The following is a 16,693-nucleotide window of genomic DNA, read 5'->3' on the forward strand; positions in this document are numbered from 1 at the left end:
CCCCGCAGCATAGGAGAACAGAAGATGCGACACACATGGCGCTGGTTTGGACCAAAAGACCGGGTTTCCGTAGACGATATGTTGCAGGCCGGCGTGCAGGGCGTCGTGACCGCGTTGCACCACCTGCCCAATGGCACGATCTGGACATCCGAAGAGATCAGCCGCCGGCAGGGCCAACTGGCCATGATGAAGGACGGTTCGGCCTCGGGTCTGGCATGGGAGGTCGTCGAAAGCCTGCCCGTCAGCGAGGCGATCAAGACCCAGACCGGCGACTGGCGCGAGCATATCGCCAACTGGATCACCTCGATGCGGCATCTGCGCGATGCGGGGATCGAGGTCATCTGCTACAACTTCATGCCGGTGCTGGACTGGACCCGCACCGATCTGGCCTGGCGCCGGTCGACGGGCGCCACCTGCATGCGCTTTGACTTTACCGATTTCGCCGCCTTTGACATCCATATCCTGCAGCGCAAGGGCGCCGCCGAGGATTTCCCCGACGAGATCCGCGAAGTGGCCGCCCGCCGCTTTGCGGCCATGGACGATGCCCGGCAAGAACAGCTGGCGGGCAATGTGGTCTTTGGTCTGCCGGGTTCCGCCGAAAGCTTCAGTCTCGAGGATGTGCGCGATCTGCTGGACAGCTATGCGCCCGTCACCGATGCGGTCCTGCGCCAGCATTTCCACGACTTTCTGGAACAGGTTGCGCCGGTCGCGCAAGAGATCGGGATGCGCCTTTGCTGCCACCCCGACGATCCGCCCTTCGGTCTGCTGGGTCTGCCCAGGATCATGTCGACCGAGGCGGATTATGCCGAACGGATGGCCGCCGTCGATGTGGCGGCCAACGGCATCACGCTTTGTTCCGGCTCGCTTGGTGCGCGCCCCGACAATGACCTGCCCGGCATGATGGACCGGTTGGGCGATCGGGTGCATTTCCTGCATCTGCGCAATGTCCGCCGCGACGGCGATGCGATCCGGGGGTCGTTCTTCGAGGACGAGCATCTGGGCGGGCAGACCGATATGGTTGCACTGGTCGCCGCCGTTCTGCGCCAGGAAGCGGCGCGGAAAAACGCCGGTCGCAGCGACGCGCAGATCCCCATGCGGCCCGATCACGGACAGGATATTCTGGACGATATCGGACGCGGCGGGCAGCCGGGCTATCCGGCGATTGGCAGGCTCAAGGGTCTGGCCGAGTTGCGTGGCGTAGAGGCGGGGCTGGCATTTCAGGCCGCCAGACCCTGATGCGCAGCGCCGCCTTGTGCTGGCGTTGAGATGATGGCGGCGACCGTCGGGGTCATCCCCCTCAGGTCGCCGCGCAGGTCGCGGGTCGTTGCCCGCTTCAGGCGTGCAACAGCACCCCGCTTTCCATATTCACCGCCAAGGATACATCCTGCGCCACGGGCACGATCCTGCCGCCGCTATGGTGGCTTTCGTCGACGACCAGTTCGGCCCCCGCGGCCGATACGATATAGCGGATCTGACTGCCCAGAAATTCGCGATGGACGACGGTGCCGGCGATGGTGTCCGGGCCGTGCCGGTCGGTGATGGTGATGTTCTGCGGTCGCAGCACGACCGAGCAGGGGCCCTCGGACAGCGCCCCGCCAAGTGGCAGCATTTCGCCCGAGCCGGTCACAAAGCGCAGCGCCTCGTGCTGTTTCTCGACCCGGCCCTCCAGCACGTTCGCCGTTCCCAGAAACCGCGCGACGAACAGGTTGACCGGATCGTCGTACAGTTCTTGTGGCTGGCCGATCTGCTGGATGACGCCCTTGTCCAGAACCGCCATCCGGTCGCAGGTGCTGTTGGCCTCTTCCTGGTCATGGGTGACGAAAATCGTCGTCAGTCCCAGTTTGCGCTGCAAGGCCAGCAATTCGCGCCGCATCTGCACGCGCAGGCTGGCATCAAGGTTCGACAGCGGCTCGTCCAGCAGCAGGATCTGCGGCTCGATCACGACGGTTCGGGCCAGCGCGATCCGCTGTTGCTGGCCGCCCGACAACTGGTTGGGCATCCGGTCGGCCAGATGTTTCAGCCCGACCAGATCCAGCGCCTCATCGACGCGGCGGCCGATCTCGGCAGAGGGCACCTTGCGTTCGCGCAGACCGAAGGCGACGTTTTCGCGCACAGACATATGCGGCCAGAGCGCATAGGACTGAAACACCATCCCGACATTGCGTTTCCAGGGCGGCAGATCGACGACATTCTTGCCGCCGATGCGGATTGCGCCCGCGGGGCGCGGGCCAAAGCCCGCGATTGATCGCAGCAGCGTCGATTTACCGGACCCCGAGGGCCCGAGGAAGGCGAAGAACTCGCCCGGTGCGATGGTCAGGTTGACGCCGGTCAGCACCTTGGTTTCGCCAAAGGCGAGGTGCAGATCGTCGATCTCGATGCCAAGCATTTCAGTTTTCATGGCTTTGCTCCCTTTCGACAATCAATAGTCATTGCCGGATGTTTTCAGTTTCTTGTCGCGCTCGATGATCAACTGGGACAGGTACATCCCAAGACCGACGATGATGACGGCGACGATCCCAAGGGCCGCACCCGCACCTCGCCCCGAAGGCGTCTGCATGAAGAGATAGATCCCGTAGGCAAGCGGGCTGTCATTCGAGGATGAAACCAGCATGATCGTGGCAGACAACTCGACCGCTGCGGTGGCAAAGCTGGTGACAAACCCGGCCAGAATACCGCCGGTCATCAGCGGCACCACGATGCGCCGGATGGTGCGCGATTTGGTCGCCCCCAGACTTTCGGCGGCCTCTTCCAGCGCAAAGCTGACCTGCTGCAAAGCGGCCATGCAGGCCCGCAATGCATAGGGCAGCCGGCGGATCATCAGCGCGATGGCGATAATCACCCACCACTGCGCCAGAGGCTTGTCGACAAACGGCACGTCCACGTTCTGGAAAGTCCGCAGATAGCCGATGCCCAGCACAACACCCGGCACCGCCAGCGCGGCAGTGGCCAGATAGTCCAGCCATTTGCGCCCTGCGATGCCGCTGCGCATGACGATATAGGCAATCGCCGTGCCCAGGATCACGTCACCCAATGCGGCGATGCCGGCATAAAGCAGCGTATTGATGATGTATTGCTGCGAGCCTTCCCACATGCGGATGTAGTTGGCCCAGGTATAGCCATCGGGCAGGGGGGCAAAGCTCCAGATCGTGCTGAAGGACAGCAGCAGCAGCCCGATATGCGGCGACAGCACCAGCAGCAGGATCAGCAGCACGGCGCCATAGGACAGTATCTTTTCGCCCCGGCTCAGGTCGCGCTTGGACAGACCGCCGCCACCCTTTTGAACGGTTGCATAGTCCTTGCCACGCATGACCAGAAAGGATGCCCAGAGCGACAGGATCGAAAAGGCCACCAGAATGACGGAGATGACATACCCCATCGGATCGCTGATCCCGACCGAGGTGATGCGCAGATAGGCCTGCGGCGCCAGCATGTTGTTGACGTTGAGCAGCAAGGGCGTGCCCAGATCGTCGAACACCTTGATGAACACCAGAACCGCACCGGCGATATAGCCCGGCATGGCCAGCGGAAAGACGATGCGCCGGAACAGCCGCATCCCTGATGAGCCCAGGTTCTGCGCGGCCTCTTCCATCGAGCGGTCGATATTGCGCAGCGATGCCGACAGGTTGATCAGGATGAAGGGAAAATAGTGGATCGATTGAACCAGAATGACGCCGTTCAGCCCCTCCATGAAGGGGATGGTAAAGCCGAAATTGTCGCGCAGCAGCAGGTTCACCGTGCCGTTGCGACCAAAGATCAGTGACATCGCCACCGCGCCCACGAAGGGCGGCATGATCAGCGGGATGAAACCCAGGCTCTGGATCAGGGCCGAGCCGCCAAAGTTGAAACGGGTCGTGATATAGGCCAGCGGCAGGGCAATGATCGTCGCCACCACGACCGACATGGCCGAGACGTAGAACGAATTGAGAAAGCTTTCCCTGAACAGGCTGGTCGAAAAGAAATCGACAAAGTTCTGCAGGGTCAGCCCGCCACTGCGCGGGTCGATAAAGGCGACATAGATCACCTGCAGGACCGGAAAGATCAGAAAGCCCATCAGGAAGATTGCGATGAAGATGGCTGTGAGGGCAGTGCCGCTGAGCCGCGGAAACAGCGCTGAGGGCAGGCGAGCGGCCAAAGAGGTCCCGGCCGCCGGGGGCGGGGTGTCATGAGACATGGTTTTGGGTTCCAGATGTCAGGGTGTCGTCGTGGCGGGGGGCGACCGAGCCGCCCCCGCGCCGATCACGGGTCTGGCAGACTGCGCAATGAGAGGGAGGCGCAGCGCCAGGTCGCGATTCACATGGCGGCGGCTTTCTCGGCCAGTTCCTTGGCGTTGCGATAGTTTTCGGTCACCGTCGCATCCCATTGCTGCTCGATTTCGGCCTGACGGGCCTCGATCTCGTCGCCGGCCTCTTTGCGCACGCCGGTAAAGGCGGCGTTGAAGGCGGGATCAAGGCTTTGCTCTTCGGTGATCGGCACCGCCACAATCAGGGCGCGGGCCTCGTCGATCAGCGCCTTGGCCTCGGCATTGCTGCCATCGGCATGTTTGGCTTCGGCGTCCTGCAGGGCCTTTACCGCAGCTTTCAGATCGTCCAGCCGATAGGTGATCATCACGTCAAACAGCGAGCTGACGACGTAATACCGCGCGCCCGAGGTGTCGACGTCGAACTTGACCTCTGCCCCGATCGAGCTGTCCTCGAACGGATTTGGCAGGCCCTCTGGTGCCTCTGCATAAACCTCGGGGTTCACCGGCAGACGCATGATTGCCGGGTCAAACAGCAGCTTTTGGCCATCCGTCGACAGCAGGTATTCGACAAAGGTGGTGGCGCCAGCCTCGTTCGGCGCATTGGCGATGACCCCGATATTCGCGGGCACCAGTGCCGTCACCTTCGGATACGAGAACTCGACCGGAAAGCCCGACGCCTTGGACGAGAACGCGAAAAAGTCGATCACGATGCCCAGGCCGAAGCTGCCGGTATTGACCCCGTCAGGCACGCCAAAGCTGCGCTCGGTGACGGATGCGAAATTGCCGCCCATCAGTTTCCAGTCGGCCCAGCCCTGATCCCAGCCTTCGCCTTGCAGAACCGTTTCCACGGTCAGGTGCGTGGTGCCCGAACGCGACGGCGCCGACATGCCGACATGACCGTGATATTCCGGCTTTTCCAGATCGACCCATTCCTTCGCCGGCTCGAGGCCGTTGCCCTCGAGATAGCGGGTGTTCCACATGATGCCGTAACCCGAGGCGGCAAAGCCGAAATAATACCCCTCGTCGTCATTCATCGGATAAGCGCCGATCATGTCGGGGATGCCGGCCACATTCGGCGTGATCTGGGCCAGCTTGTCGTCGGATTTCAGCACCTCGAAGGCATCGGGTGCCGAGGCCCAAAAGATGTCGGCGGTATTGGCCGATGCGATCTCCTGGACATATTTCACGCCCGACGAGGTGCTCTTGTTCAGGATCTCCAGATCATATTCGGGATGTGCGCCCTCGAATGCGGTTTCGATCACCGAGGTCATCTCTTCGGGGAATGATGTCACGACGACGACTTTTTCTGCGGCCAATGCGCCGCTGGCCATCAAGCCGGACATGGCGACACTGCTGATCAGTAGTTTTTTCATGGTTGGTCTTCCTCCCTGTTCGGTCCGCAGCATGGCGGATCAGGGCAAAGCCTGCCTAGACTTGGAAATCTTATCAAGCCTTTGTATAAAAAAGAAAAAACAACGCAAATCGGGTCAGGATCGACCCGGCTGATGGGTCAGTCCTGACCCGCAGGCAGCAATCCGCAGGCCTTCATTCGCAGATAAAGCCGCTTGCGCGGTACGCCCAGCACGGTGGCCGCTTCGGCCTTGCGGCCTCCGGTCTTTTGCAGCGCCGCGCGCAGCAGTGACGATTCGAAATCCCGCATCGCGTCGTCATAGCTCAGGTCATCGGCCAGCCGGGCGCCGATGGCAGTGGGGGCGGCGGGTTGCAGCGTGACCTTGAGCCCGATGACCAGCTTTTCCGCGACATTGCGCAATTCCCGCAGATTGCCCGGCCAGTGATAGCTGCGATAGGGGCGCAGATCCTGCTGGGTCAGTTCGGGAAAGCGGCGATCGTGGCGCTGTGCTGCCTCGCGCAGGAATTGCGCCAGCAGCAGATAGATATCGCTTTCACGCTCGCGCAGCGGCGGCAGTTCGACCTCTGCCAGGCTGAGGCGGTAATACAGATCGTCGCTCATCGCGTCGGTCTGGCGCAGCTGCTCGATGCTGCCATGGGCCGAGGCAATGACGCGGAACCGGGCATCGGACCGGCGCGCCTCCATCAGGGCCAGCAGCCGGTTCTGCAAGGGCGGGATCAGCGCATTGACGCGTTCCAGATACAGCGTTCCCCCGTGCGGCATCGGGGTGGTGACGGGCGCATCATCGCCTTGGCCCAGCATCACCGCTGCGAAATTCGCCTCGGTCAGGGTGGCGGCATCGACCTGGACGAAATCACCGTTCAGACCCGAAAAATCATGCAGCGCGCGGGCCGCCAGTTGCTTGCCCGTTCCCGGCTCACCATACAGCAATACGTCTATATCCAGCGGTGCCACCGCCGCCAGCTCGCGCCGGCAATTGCGCATCGCGACCGAACGACCCAGCAGTCGCGCCCTCAGATCGGTGCCGCGTGCGATCCGTTCCTTGAGCCGGCGGTTCTCCAGCAGCAGTCGCCGGGTTTCCAGCGCGCGGCGAATGACGGCCAGCAGATATTCGGGCGGGGCGGGCTTTTCGATGAAATCAAAGGCACCGCTTTGGATGGCCTGGACGGCGCTGCGCACATCGCCATGAGCGGTGATCAGCAGAAATGGCACGCCCGGCGCCATCGTCCGCGAATGAGCCAGCAGTTCCAGCCCTGACATCTCGGGCATGCGGATATCCGACAGGATCACCCCGTCCCATTCCGGATCCAGTTCCGCCAGCATCGCCCGCCCGCGCGAGAAGCCGCGCACCGGCATTCCTGCCGCCTCGATGATCTCGACCATGGCCGACAAGAGATCGGCATCGTCATCGACGACATATATTTTTGGCTGATTATTCATGTGTAACTGCGGGCAGGCGCAGACGCGCCACAACGCCCCGGTCGGGCGCTGCGGCCAGCGTCAGATCGCCACCCATATCCTTTGCAATATTATAGGAAATCGACAGGCCCAGCCCCATGCCGCGACCCGCCTCTTTCGAGGTCACAAAGGGGTTCACGGCCTCTTCGGGCGACAGCGCGCCCAGACCGATGCCGTTGTCGCGTACGGTCAGATCGACCCAATCCTCGCCCTCGCTGGCATCCAGCACGATCCGACCGTCGGATTGTCTCTCGACGATGGCATCCAGCGCGTTGGTCAGAAGGTTGATGATGATCTGTTCGGTCAGCAGCGGATCGCCCATCACGCGGGCCTTTGTCGCGTCTTCGCTGACGGTGATCGTGCCGGCGCTTTCGTCGATGCGACCTTGCAGCAACGTGAAGGCAGCCTCGATCTGGTTACCCAGTTGCAGCGGCTCGCGCCGGTTGTCGGCCCGCCGGGCAAAGCGGCGCAGATGCGAGATGATCGCCTGCATCCGGTCGGTCAGATCGGCGATGCGGTTCATCTGGCGGCTGATCTCTGGCTCGTTTCCGGCCTCTTGCGCGCTTTCAAGCAGCACGATCCGATAGCGCAGGGCGGCAAGAGGCTGGTTCAGTTCATGACTGATCCCGGCCGACAGGTTGCCCAGTGCCGCCATCTTGCCGGCCTGCACCAGTTCGGCCTGCGTTTGCCGCAACTTGTCGATGGCCTGATCACGCGCGGTGATGGCGCGGCCAAAGGCGTTGACGGCGCCGCGGATGCGCCCGATCTCATCGCCGCTGTCCGCGTCGGGCAATGCGGCCTCGGCCCGATCGGCGATGACCAGCATGCGCCCGGTCAGCGCACGCAGCGGCGCGATGATGCGGCTGCGCATGACGCCAAAGACGATGGCCAGACCCGCGCCGCCCAACAGCAGGGTCAGCGCGACCATCCAGGTCATCGTGCGCCGCGCCGCGTCCGCCGTGCCCTCGATCGAGCCAAGGACGGTTTGCTTTTCCGTGATGGCCAGGCCGGCCAGATAGTCCTGCAACCGCGCCACGCCGTCCTGGACCGACTGGATATTGCCATAGATGTGCGCCTGCAGCGCCACCCCGGCCTTGCGCCGCGCGATCAGCCCGTCATCGGTTTCGACCAGGATGCGCAAGCGTTCGACCGATTGGCGCAGGGTCAGAAACTCGGTCCGCTGCGGCAGGTTTGCGACCTGTTCGCCCAAGCGGGCCAGCAGGTCATGGGCCAGTTCGGACAGTTGATCGATCTGTCGTTCATCGCCCGAGACGGCGATCTGCAACAGCAGCGTGACCGCCGAGCCGGCGTCGCTGCCCAGTTGAAACACCCGGTCGCGCAGTTGCCGGTCCTGCGCCAGTCGCGTTGTCAGCGCGCTGCGGGCGTTGCGATCATCCTGATCCCTCAATTCCAGCATCCGGGCGCGGATGTTGAAGTCATAGTCGTTCAGCAGCGGATCGACCTCGTCCTGAATGTCGACATTCAGCCAGCGCAGCAGGTCGATATCGCGGGCAATGCTGTCGGCCAGTTCCGCGCGGCGCTCATAAAGTGGCGGCAGTGCCGCCAACTCGCGCCGCAGGGTGTCGATGGCGATGGCGTTGCGCATCTCGGGGGGCAGTTCCAGCGCCGGATCGTTCAGTGCGGTGTTCAGCCGCGAAGCTATGGCGGTCAGTTCGTCCGGCCGGGGCTGATTTTCGCCCTCGCCCCCGATGATGCGGGTCGAAAGGCCTGCCAGTTGTGCCGAATAACCGGCCAGTTCCCCGGTCAGCGCGATGCGCGGCACCTGCGAGGCGGCCAGACTGGAAAACTGGGTCTGAAACCGCGCGAATGTCACGCTGGTCAGCGCCAGTGCCAGCCACATCAGCGTCACGGTGCCGCCGATGAGCAGCATCAGCCGCTGCCACAATCCCAGTTGCGCGCCGATCCTCACGGCGTGGCCTCAAGCCTGCTCAGCGCCGCGTCGGCCTGATCCAGCAGATCGTGGGAGGCCTTGGTCCAACGGTCATGCAGCGCCTTTTGCTGATCGGTCAGAACGGTGAAATCGGTGATCCGGCCCGGCAATTCGTTCAGGTCATGGCCGATTGCCTCGGCCTCGGATACCGGCAGCGTGGTCAGCAGACGTTCGATCCGGGCCGTTTCCGCCGCCATATCGGGTGCCTCTGGGGTGGCCTCCAAAGCCCGCAGCCGTGCCCATAATTCGCGTCGCCGCGGCAGATGGTCCGAGATAAAGAGATCAAAGATCGCATTCACTGACCAATAGCGCTGCTTTGCCAGATCGGCGTTATAGGGCTGCCATGACAGTTTGATCGCGTGACGCATCAACTCGGGGACTGCATCGCCTGCCTGCGCGCGCAGGGCGGCAGAGACCGGGATGCGCCCGACCGAGGGCGTCAGCAGCAGGCGCTGGCCGTCATCCGACAGCACAAAGCGGATGAAATCGCAGGCCAGATCAGGTGCCCCGCCCGCGGCCAGAAGACCGATCTGCGCGGGAAAGATCATCACCGGGCGGCCATATCGAAAAGCCAGGTCAGGCTCGGTCACTGCCAGGAAATCAATGGTCAGCCCGATGTCAAAGCGGTCGGATTTGACTCCGTCGAGAACCCCGAAACTGCGTGATGTCAGCGTCGACAGGTTCTCGCTGAGGCTCATGAAATAGGCCCAGCCCCTCTGCCAGCCACGCACCTGCAACAGACGTTCGACCGTCATATGAGAGGTGCCCGAACGCGAGGGCAGGGCCATCCCGATCCGTCCGCGATAGGCCGGCATCAGCAGGTCGTCCCAATCGCCGGGCATGAAGAGCGTGGAATCCTTGCGCCGTGTCCACCCGATGGACGACAGCGCAAAGGTCGCGTGACCCTCGGGGGGCAGGGCCGGACAGCCGGTTGCGGCAAAGCCCTGATGCTCGCCGACCAGCACGAAGGCTTCGGGCGATGAGGCCCAGAAGATGTCAAAGCCGCGCGGGTTGCCGCGCACGATCTCATCGACGCCGGAATTGGTGTTCTTGTTCAGAACCAGCACCTCGGCGGTGGGATAGCGCTGGCGAAAGCTGGCAATGAAGGCATCGGTCAGCGGCGGTGGCATCGAGGTCAGGATGCGCAGCGGCTCGGCCAGCGCCGGGCCGCCCGTCAGCGTGGCCGCCGTGATCATGCCGATGCAGGCAGCAGCCAGCGTTTGTCGCGCATGCGCCATGATCTTGCGGATCATCGGCATTGCGGTTCGATTTTGCGCAGGTGGCTGCAGCAGGCATCTGTCCGCAGGTGTCCGGTTGCTGGCATCGTTGCGATTCCTCTCTTGCGCTGATGGTTGTTGGCCAGAGCAAGTGCTTAGCACAATCAAAACCCATAGCGTGAAGGTGAATGCGTCAGTTTTGACACGTTACGTTGAGCCGCCCGGAAATGCGACTGGTGATCAGTGGAAATCCCGGCTGGGAAACAACCGTTTGGCCTGTTCGCGCGGATGCGTGGCGCGCGGTGGGGTCGGGCTGCGCGGGGCGCTGTCGGTCTGCGGCGTCGTCTGGCCGACCGCGGCCTCCAGCGGATGGCCCAGACTGCCCAATTCGGATGAGACATCCTCGATTTGCTCTGCGATCAGATGGACCACGATCCCTTCGCGCTGCAGCCGGCCGGTGACGCGCAGCAGGCGCCCGCCCATGACCGCTCGGCGGTGGGTTTCAAAGACCTTGCGCCAGACGACCACATTGCTGACCCCTGTCTCATCCTCAAGCGTCAGAAAGATCACCCCCGAGGCGGTGCCGGGCCGCTGACGGGTGATGACAAGCCCGCAAACGGTGGTGCGCTGCAAGGGCGCGTCGGCCAGCTTGTCATGCGGGGTCAGGCCGGCCATCGAGGGGCGCAACAGCTCCATCGGATGTGCGCGCAGCGTCAGGCGGGTGGCGACGTAGTCCTCGACCACCTCTTCGCCCAGATGCATGCCGGGCAGCGTCACCTGCGGTTCCTGGATCGCCTCGCCGTCGATCGGGTCGTTGAACAGCGGCAGCGGTGCCTGTCCGCGAATGGCGCGCACCTGCCACAGCGCATCGCGCCGGGTCAGCCCCATGCCGGCAAAGGCATCCGCCTCGGCCAGCCGTTCCAGCACGGCGGGGGCCGTGCCGGCGCGCAGCCAGACCGATTCCGGGTCCTGATAGCCATTGCCGCGCGCCGCAGCGATCCAATCGGCATCCTCTTCCTTGAACCCCTTTATCTGTCGAAAGCCCAATCGCAGGGCCAGTGATCCATCGACCCGGCGTTCCAGACGGTTGTCCCACGCGCTTGCATTGACGCAGATCGGTCGGGTTTCGATCTGGTGATCGCGTGCATCGCGGACGATCTGGGCCGGGGCATAGAAACCCATCGGCTGGCTGTTGAGCAATGCGCAGGCAAAGACCGCCGGATGATGGCGTTTCAGCCAGGCCGAGACATAGACCAGCAGCGCGAATGCCGCCGCATGGCTTTCGGGGAAACCGTAATCGGCAAAGCCTTCGATCTGCGAAAAACAGCGGCTCGCGACCTCGGGGGAATAGCCGCGCGCCAGCATCCCGCCGATGAATTTGTCGCGATGTTCGCCAATGGTGCCCATGCGCCGGAAAGAGGCCAGCGCCCGGCGCAGATGATCGGCCTCTTCTGCGGTATATCCGGCGCCGACCACCGCGATCTGCATCGCCTGTTCCTGAAACAGCGGCACGCCAAGGGTGCGCTTTGTGACCTCTTCCAGTTCGGCGCCGAAAGGTTCGGGTTTTTCCAGCCCCTGACGGCGGCGGATATAGGGCTGGACCATGCCACCCTGGATCGGGCCGGGGCGCACGATGGCGACCTCGATCACCAGATCATAGAATTCGCGCGGCTTCATGCGCGGCAGGAAATTCATCTGCGCCCGGCTTTCGACCTGAAACACCCCCACCGCATCGGCCACCTGCAACATCTGATAGGTTCGCGGGTCTTCGGGCGGCACGGTGGCAATGGTCAGGCGCTGTTTTTCGTGTTCATCCAGCAGATCAAAGGCCTTGCGGATACAGGTCAGCATCCCCAGCCCCAGCACATCGACCTTGAGGATGCCAAGCGCGTCGATATCGTCCTTGTCCCACTCGATGACGGTGCGGTCCTCCATCGCGGCGTTCTCGATGGGACACAGCTCGTCCAGCCGCCCCTTGGTGATGACAAAACCGCCGACATGCTGCGACAGGTGGCGCGGAAACCCGATCAATTCGCCGATCAGACGCAGCGTCTGGGCAAGACGGCGATCACTGGGGTCAAGGCCCAACTCGCGGATGCGGTCCAGATTGGGACCATCCTCGGAATGACCCCAGATCTGTCCTGACAGCCCCGTCGTGATATCCTGGCTGAGGCCCATCACCTTGCCGACCTCGCGGATCGCGGCGCGGGACCGGAAATGGATCACCGTGGCGCAAAGGCCCGCGCGATGACGGCCGTATTTCTGATAAATCCACTGAATCACCTCTTCGCGGCGTTCATGTTCGAAATCGACGTCGATATCAGGCGGCTCGCCGCGATGGCGCGATACGAAACGTTCGAACACCATGCCGATCACGTCGGGCGAGACATCGGTGACGCCCAGCAGATAGCACAGGATCGAATTGGCGGCCGAGCCGCGCCCCTGACACAGAATGCCCTGACTGCGGGCATATTGGACGATGTCATGCACGGTCAGGAAATAGGCCGGAAAGCCCAGTTCGGCGACCACCGCCAATTCCTTTTCCATCAGGTCCAGCGCCCGCTGACCCGCGCCTTGCGGATAGCGGCGGGCCAACCCTTCCTGGGCCAGCCGCCGCAACCGGTCCATCGGCGTTTCACCCCCCTCGGCGATCTCGTCGGGGTATTGATAGCTCAGCTCTTGCAGGCTGAAGCTGCAGCGCGCGGCGATTTCCAGGGTCCGGCGCAGCGCTGCGGGGTGATTGCGAAACACCCGCGCCATATCCGCATGACCCTTGAGCCGGCGTTCGGCATTCGGCAGTGCGCGGGTGCCGATATCGTCGATGGTGCAGCCTGTGCGCATACATGTCAGCACATCGGCCAATTGACGGCGACTGGCCCGGTGCATCAGCACGTCGCCCACCGCAACCATCGGTGTCGAGCAGCGCAGGGCCAGTCTTGCGCAGCCGTTCAGATAGGCCTGATCCGAACCGTCATAGCGTGGCGCGGCGCCCAGAAAAACAAAACCCGGAAAGCGCCGTTGCACCCGCTGAATATCGTGCAGGGCGGCGTCCGGCCCGGCTTGTGGCAGGGCAATCAGGATCATGCCGGTGCCGCCCGCCAGCAGATCGGGCAGGTCCAGGTGGCATTGTCCCTTTTCGGCCCGACGCTTGCCCAGGGTCAGCAGGCGGGTCAGCCGCTGATAGGCCGCCAGATCGGTGGGCAGGGCCAGCCATTCCACCGCGCTGTCGCGCAGGACAAGCCGGCAGCCGGTGATCAGCTGTGGCAGATGCGATGCCTTGGGGCGGATGATGTCCTCGGGCGTGCCGATCTCTAGCCGCGAGCATGCGTCGGTCCGATGCTGTGATCGAATGCGCAGGGCATCATCCGCCTCGCGCTGCAATTCCTTCAGCGCGGCATAGGCCCGCACCACCCCGGCCACTGAATTGCGGTCGGTGATGGCGATGGCGGCAAGACCCAGTTCGGCGGCGCGGGCGACAAGTTCCTCGGGATGCGAGGCACCGGTCAGAAAGGTGAAATTCGTGGTAACGCAGAGTTCGGCATAATCGCCCGTCTGCTGTTGCTGTTGCTGCTGTTTGTGGTCATGTGACGGGGTCATGGAAATTCCCCCTGCACGAACCAGCCGGGCTCTTGCGGGGTGTAAAACAGCCACAATCGACGGCCCTGCCGGGTCTCGACCCGCCAGTAATCGCGCATTCCGCTGCGCCAGTTCTGATCATCAAGCCACCATTCCGGCGCGATCCGTTCCGGTCCGGTCGCGCGCAGGGTGGTCAGCGGCATCCGGCGCCAGCGAAACTGCTGTGGGGGTTGCGGGCCGGTTGCGCGGATGGATTCGGGCGGGAACATGATCAGCGGCCGCGCGCGCGGGTCCGATGGAAAGCTTTCGGGGCTGGAATAGGCCGCCGGCGCGATGAGAAAGCTGCGCTCGGGGATATGGCTGTCGGCGGGCAGAAACCGGCGGATATTCTCCAGCCCGATGCGGGTGCCGATGCGGGTGATCAGATCGTCCAGCTGGCCCGGCGAGGTGTCATCGCTGTGGCTGGTCTGTTGGGTCGGCAAGGCCTCGACCTGTGTCGCCTCAAGGCGCAACTGGTCGATCCCGTAGCCGGCATCCACCTCGGCGATGCCCCGCGAGAAAAGTGGCAGGATGCGTGCCGGATCGCGCATCGGACGGGCCAGCCGCAATTCCACATGCTGCCCCTGCTGGTCGACGCGCCGCAGGGTCAGGTTCAGCACGCGCACGCCGGTTTCCTGTGCCGCCAGCTTGTCGCAAAGCCGTTCCAGCAGACGTGTGGTGGCGGCCATCACATCGGCCTCCAGTCCGATCGGCTCGGGCAGGCTGATCCGGACCCCGTAATGCGGCGGATCGCGCAGCGGCGAGATCTGCTCGGGCTGCAAACCCGCCGCCTGATCCAGCCGCATCAGCAAGCCCGACCCGAACCGGCGCGCAAGCGGGGCGCGGGCCGTATCGGCCAGTTGTCCGATGCTGCGCAGCCCCAGTCGCTGCAAGGCGGTGACGGTTTCGTCGTCCAGCCGCAGCGCCGCCACGGGCAGGGGGGCAAGTGCCGCCATCGCCTGACCGGGTTGCGCGACACCTTCGCCGTGATGCGCCAGCGCCCAGGCCGCGCCGCGTGTATCGCCCAGCCCGATCTGTGCGGTCAGCCCGGCATGCGAGAACTGTTGGCGCAGATCGCCCAGCATTTCCGCCTCGCCCCCTGACAGATGCGCCGAGCCGGTGATGTCCATGACCAGCCCGTCATCCCCCTCCAGCCCGACCCAGGGACAATAGCGTGTCGCCCATCGCCGCAACCCGATCAGGAACCGCCGGTCGGTCATCAGATCCGCCATGCGGCTTTGCAGGTCCGGGCAAAAGGCGCGGGCATCGGACAGGGCCATGCCGCGATACAGCCCCTGCTTTTCTGCTGCGGCGTTCAGGCAATGGATGTGGTTGGTATTGTCCTCTTTCAGCGTCAGCACGAAAGGTCCGCTGACGGGGTGCCGCCGCAGGGCCCGGTCACTCGCGAGCCGGGGAAACCATAGTGAGACGACGCGCCGATTGGCTCCATCGAACATGCCAGACACCCAGTGTTCCTGATTTGTTCTTGATAAGCTGCCACCGCTGCAGAGTCGAGTCCTCGGCGGGCTGTTCCGGATCTGGCAGCGGGCTGCACCGCCATCGCGTTTCCGCTGCATTGCTGCCCATGCCGTCCTGAATGAGACACAGTCCAGTGCATTTTCCTGCCTGCGCCGCCAGTTGCAGCCTGCGCCCGGCGGTCAGGCTGAGCGGCGCGGACAGTTCCATCACCACCAACGGCAGCGCGCCGTCGCGCAGGCCCAGTTCCGCGACTGTCAGGGTTTCTGTCTGGTCCTTGGCCTCTGCCAGCAAAAGCCGCGAGGGGTCGAGATAGGCGGCCAGCCCGATCGGGCTGATCGCCTCGGGGCGCCAGCTTTCGCGCACCCACAGCACCCCGCCGGCCTCGGCTGCGGCGGCTGCGGCCAGACCAGCCGCCAGCGGGCCGCATGCCTCGTGGACACGGGCGGAGCGCAAGGGAAAGGCGGTGATCTGCGGCAACATGGGACGAAAATACCCTCACCTGCTGTCAGGTTCAAACTGTCGGAAAGACAGGGCTGGAACACAAAGCCGTCGGCGGCCCTATCCCGGACTGCCGCGCAGCAGCCGTTTGCGCGCGGGTGGAATGGCACTGATTTCCAGCCCGGTAAAGACATGCAGCGTGTTCAGTTGCTGATCCACGACAGCGTGATCGCTGACCCAACCGCCCATGGCCAGATAGCTGCGCAGCAAGGGCGGCATCGCGGCCAGGGCCTTGCGCGAATCGGCACGGCGCAGGCGCAAGGCGCGGGCAAAACGAAAGACCTGCGGCGCCTTGACCCGTGGCAGCCAGCGTTTCGGCGCCAGATGACGTTCGCGCAACATGGCGAAGGCGTCGGCGTAAGCGCCGGGATCGGTGCCGATAAAGCTGGAACAGCCGAACAGCAGTTCCACGCCTTCGGTCTCGACGTAATCGGCCAGTGCGGCCCATGCGACGCGCAGAATGTCGGGATCGTGCCATTCGGGATGGATGCAAAAGCGGCCCATCTCGATCAGCTTGCCGTCATATCCGGCCAGTGAGGACAGGTTGTAATATTGCGCCGAATAGCTGCGCGCGATCTCGGACCCGCACGATAGCGGGAGTATCCGAAAGCAGCAGACCAGGGTGCCGCTCTGCTTGTCCTCGATCAGCACATGGCGGCAGATCTCGTCATGGGCATCGCTGTCGAGTGCCTCACCATGATCGGTGCGGTCCGAACCGTGGTCGCGGGGCAGAAAACACAGCCCGCGCAGACGCTGCGCCGCGCGAATATCCGGGGCAGTTTCGGAGAAGCGGATGGTATAGTGGCCCTGGCGCATCTGATCACCTGCTGCGATTGCCTTTGCGTTCTTGCCTATGTCTACCC

11 protein-coding genes are annotated in these 16,693 nt (G+C 63.7%); 1 reads left to right on the forward strand and 10 read right to left on the reverse strand.

What is annotated here, in order from left to right:
• Positions 1-24 precede the first annotated feature (24 nt).
• Positions 25-1,236: a mannonate dehydratase gene (gene uxuA / locus CUV01_RS12040; RefSeq protein WP_101460692.1), complete on the forward strand. Its 1,212-nt coding sequence runs from the start codon at positions 25-27 to the stop codon at positions 1,234-1,236.
• Positions 1,237-1,333: 97 nt separating this feature from the next.
• Here the strand turns inward: uxuA and CUV01_RS12045 are convergent, their stop codons facing one another.
• From CUV01_RS12045 to CUV01_RS12090, 10 genes are all read right to left on the reverse strand, one after another.
• The gene (locus CUV01_RS12045) at positions 1,334-2,398 is read right to left on the reverse strand and encodes an ABC transporter ATP-binding protein (protein WP_101460693.1); all 1,065 of its coding nucleotides are present in this window, start codon (positions 2,396-2,398) and stop codon (positions 1,334-1,336) included.
• 21 nt (positions 2,399-2,419) lie between these two features.
• Entirely contained in the window at positions 2,420-4,171 is a 1,752-nt protein-coding gene (locus tag CUV01_RS12050) for an ABC transporter permease (protein ID WP_101460694.1), read from the reverse strand.
• Between the two features lie 119 nt (positions 4,172-4,290).
• Positions 4,291-5,613, reverse strand: a complete 1,323-nt coding sequence (locus tag CUV01_RS12055; protein ID WP_101462056.1) for an extracellular solute-binding protein — start codon at positions 5,611-5,613, stop codon at positions 4,291-4,293.
• A 137-nt stretch (positions 5,614-5,750) separates the two neighbouring features.
• Positions 5,751-7,052 carry a sigma-54-dependent transcriptional regulator gene (locus CUV01_RS12060; protein WP_101460695.1) on the reverse strand — a complete coding sequence of 434 codons (1,302 nt, stop codon included), beginning with the start codon at positions 7,050-7,052 and terminating at the stop codon, positions 5,751-5,753.
• The gene (locus tag CUV01_RS12065; RefSeq protein WP_101460696.1) at positions 7,045-9,000 is read right to left on the reverse strand and encodes a sensor histidine kinase; all 1,956 of its coding nucleotides are present in this window, start codon (positions 8,998-9,000) and stop codon (positions 7,045-7,047) included. Before CUV01_RS12065 ends, CUV01_RS12060 begins: the two co-directional genes overlap by 8 nt.
• Positions 8,997-10,274: an ABC transporter substrate-binding protein gene (locus CUV01_RS12070; protein WP_157994843.1), complete on the reverse strand. Its 1,278-nt coding sequence runs from the start codon at positions 10,272-10,274 to the stop codon at positions 8,997-8,999. The genes CUV01_RS12065 and CUV01_RS12070 overlap by 4 nt, the downstream gene beginning before the upstream one ends.
• Before the next feature lie 204 nt (positions 10,275-10,478).
• The gene (locus tag CUV01_RS12075) at positions 10,479-13,835 is read right to left on the reverse strand and encodes an error-prone DNA polymerase (protein ID WP_101460698.1); all 3,357 of its coding nucleotides are present in this window, start codon (positions 13,833-13,835) and stop codon (positions 10,479-10,481) included.
• Entirely contained in the window at positions 13,832-15,310 is a 1,479-nt protein-coding gene (locus CUV01_RS12080; RefSeq protein WP_101460699.1) for a Y-family DNA polymerase, read from the reverse strand. The genes CUV01_RS12075 and CUV01_RS12080 overlap by 4 nt, the downstream gene beginning before the upstream one ends.
• The gene (locus tag CUV01_RS12085; RefSeq protein ID WP_101460700.1) at positions 15,252-15,812 is read right to left on the reverse strand and encodes an ImuA family protein; all 561 of its coding nucleotides are present in this window, start codon (positions 15,810-15,812) and stop codon (positions 15,252-15,254) included. The genes CUV01_RS12080 and CUV01_RS12085 overlap by 59 nt, the downstream gene beginning before the upstream one ends.
• Before the next feature lie 78 nt (positions 15,813-15,890).
• Positions 15,891-16,646: a GNAT family N-acetyltransferase gene (locus CUV01_RS12090; RefSeq protein ID WP_101460701.1), complete on the reverse strand. Its 756-nt coding sequence runs from the start codon at positions 16,644-16,646 to the stop codon at positions 15,891-15,893.
• Positions 16,647-16,693: the final 47 nt, after the last annotated feature.

Source organism: Paracoccus tegillarcae (assembly GCF_002847305.1).
Classification (GTDB): domain Bacteria; phylum Pseudomonadota; class Alphaproteobacteria; order Rhodobacterales; family Rhodobacteraceae; genus Paracoccus; species Paracoccus tegillarcae.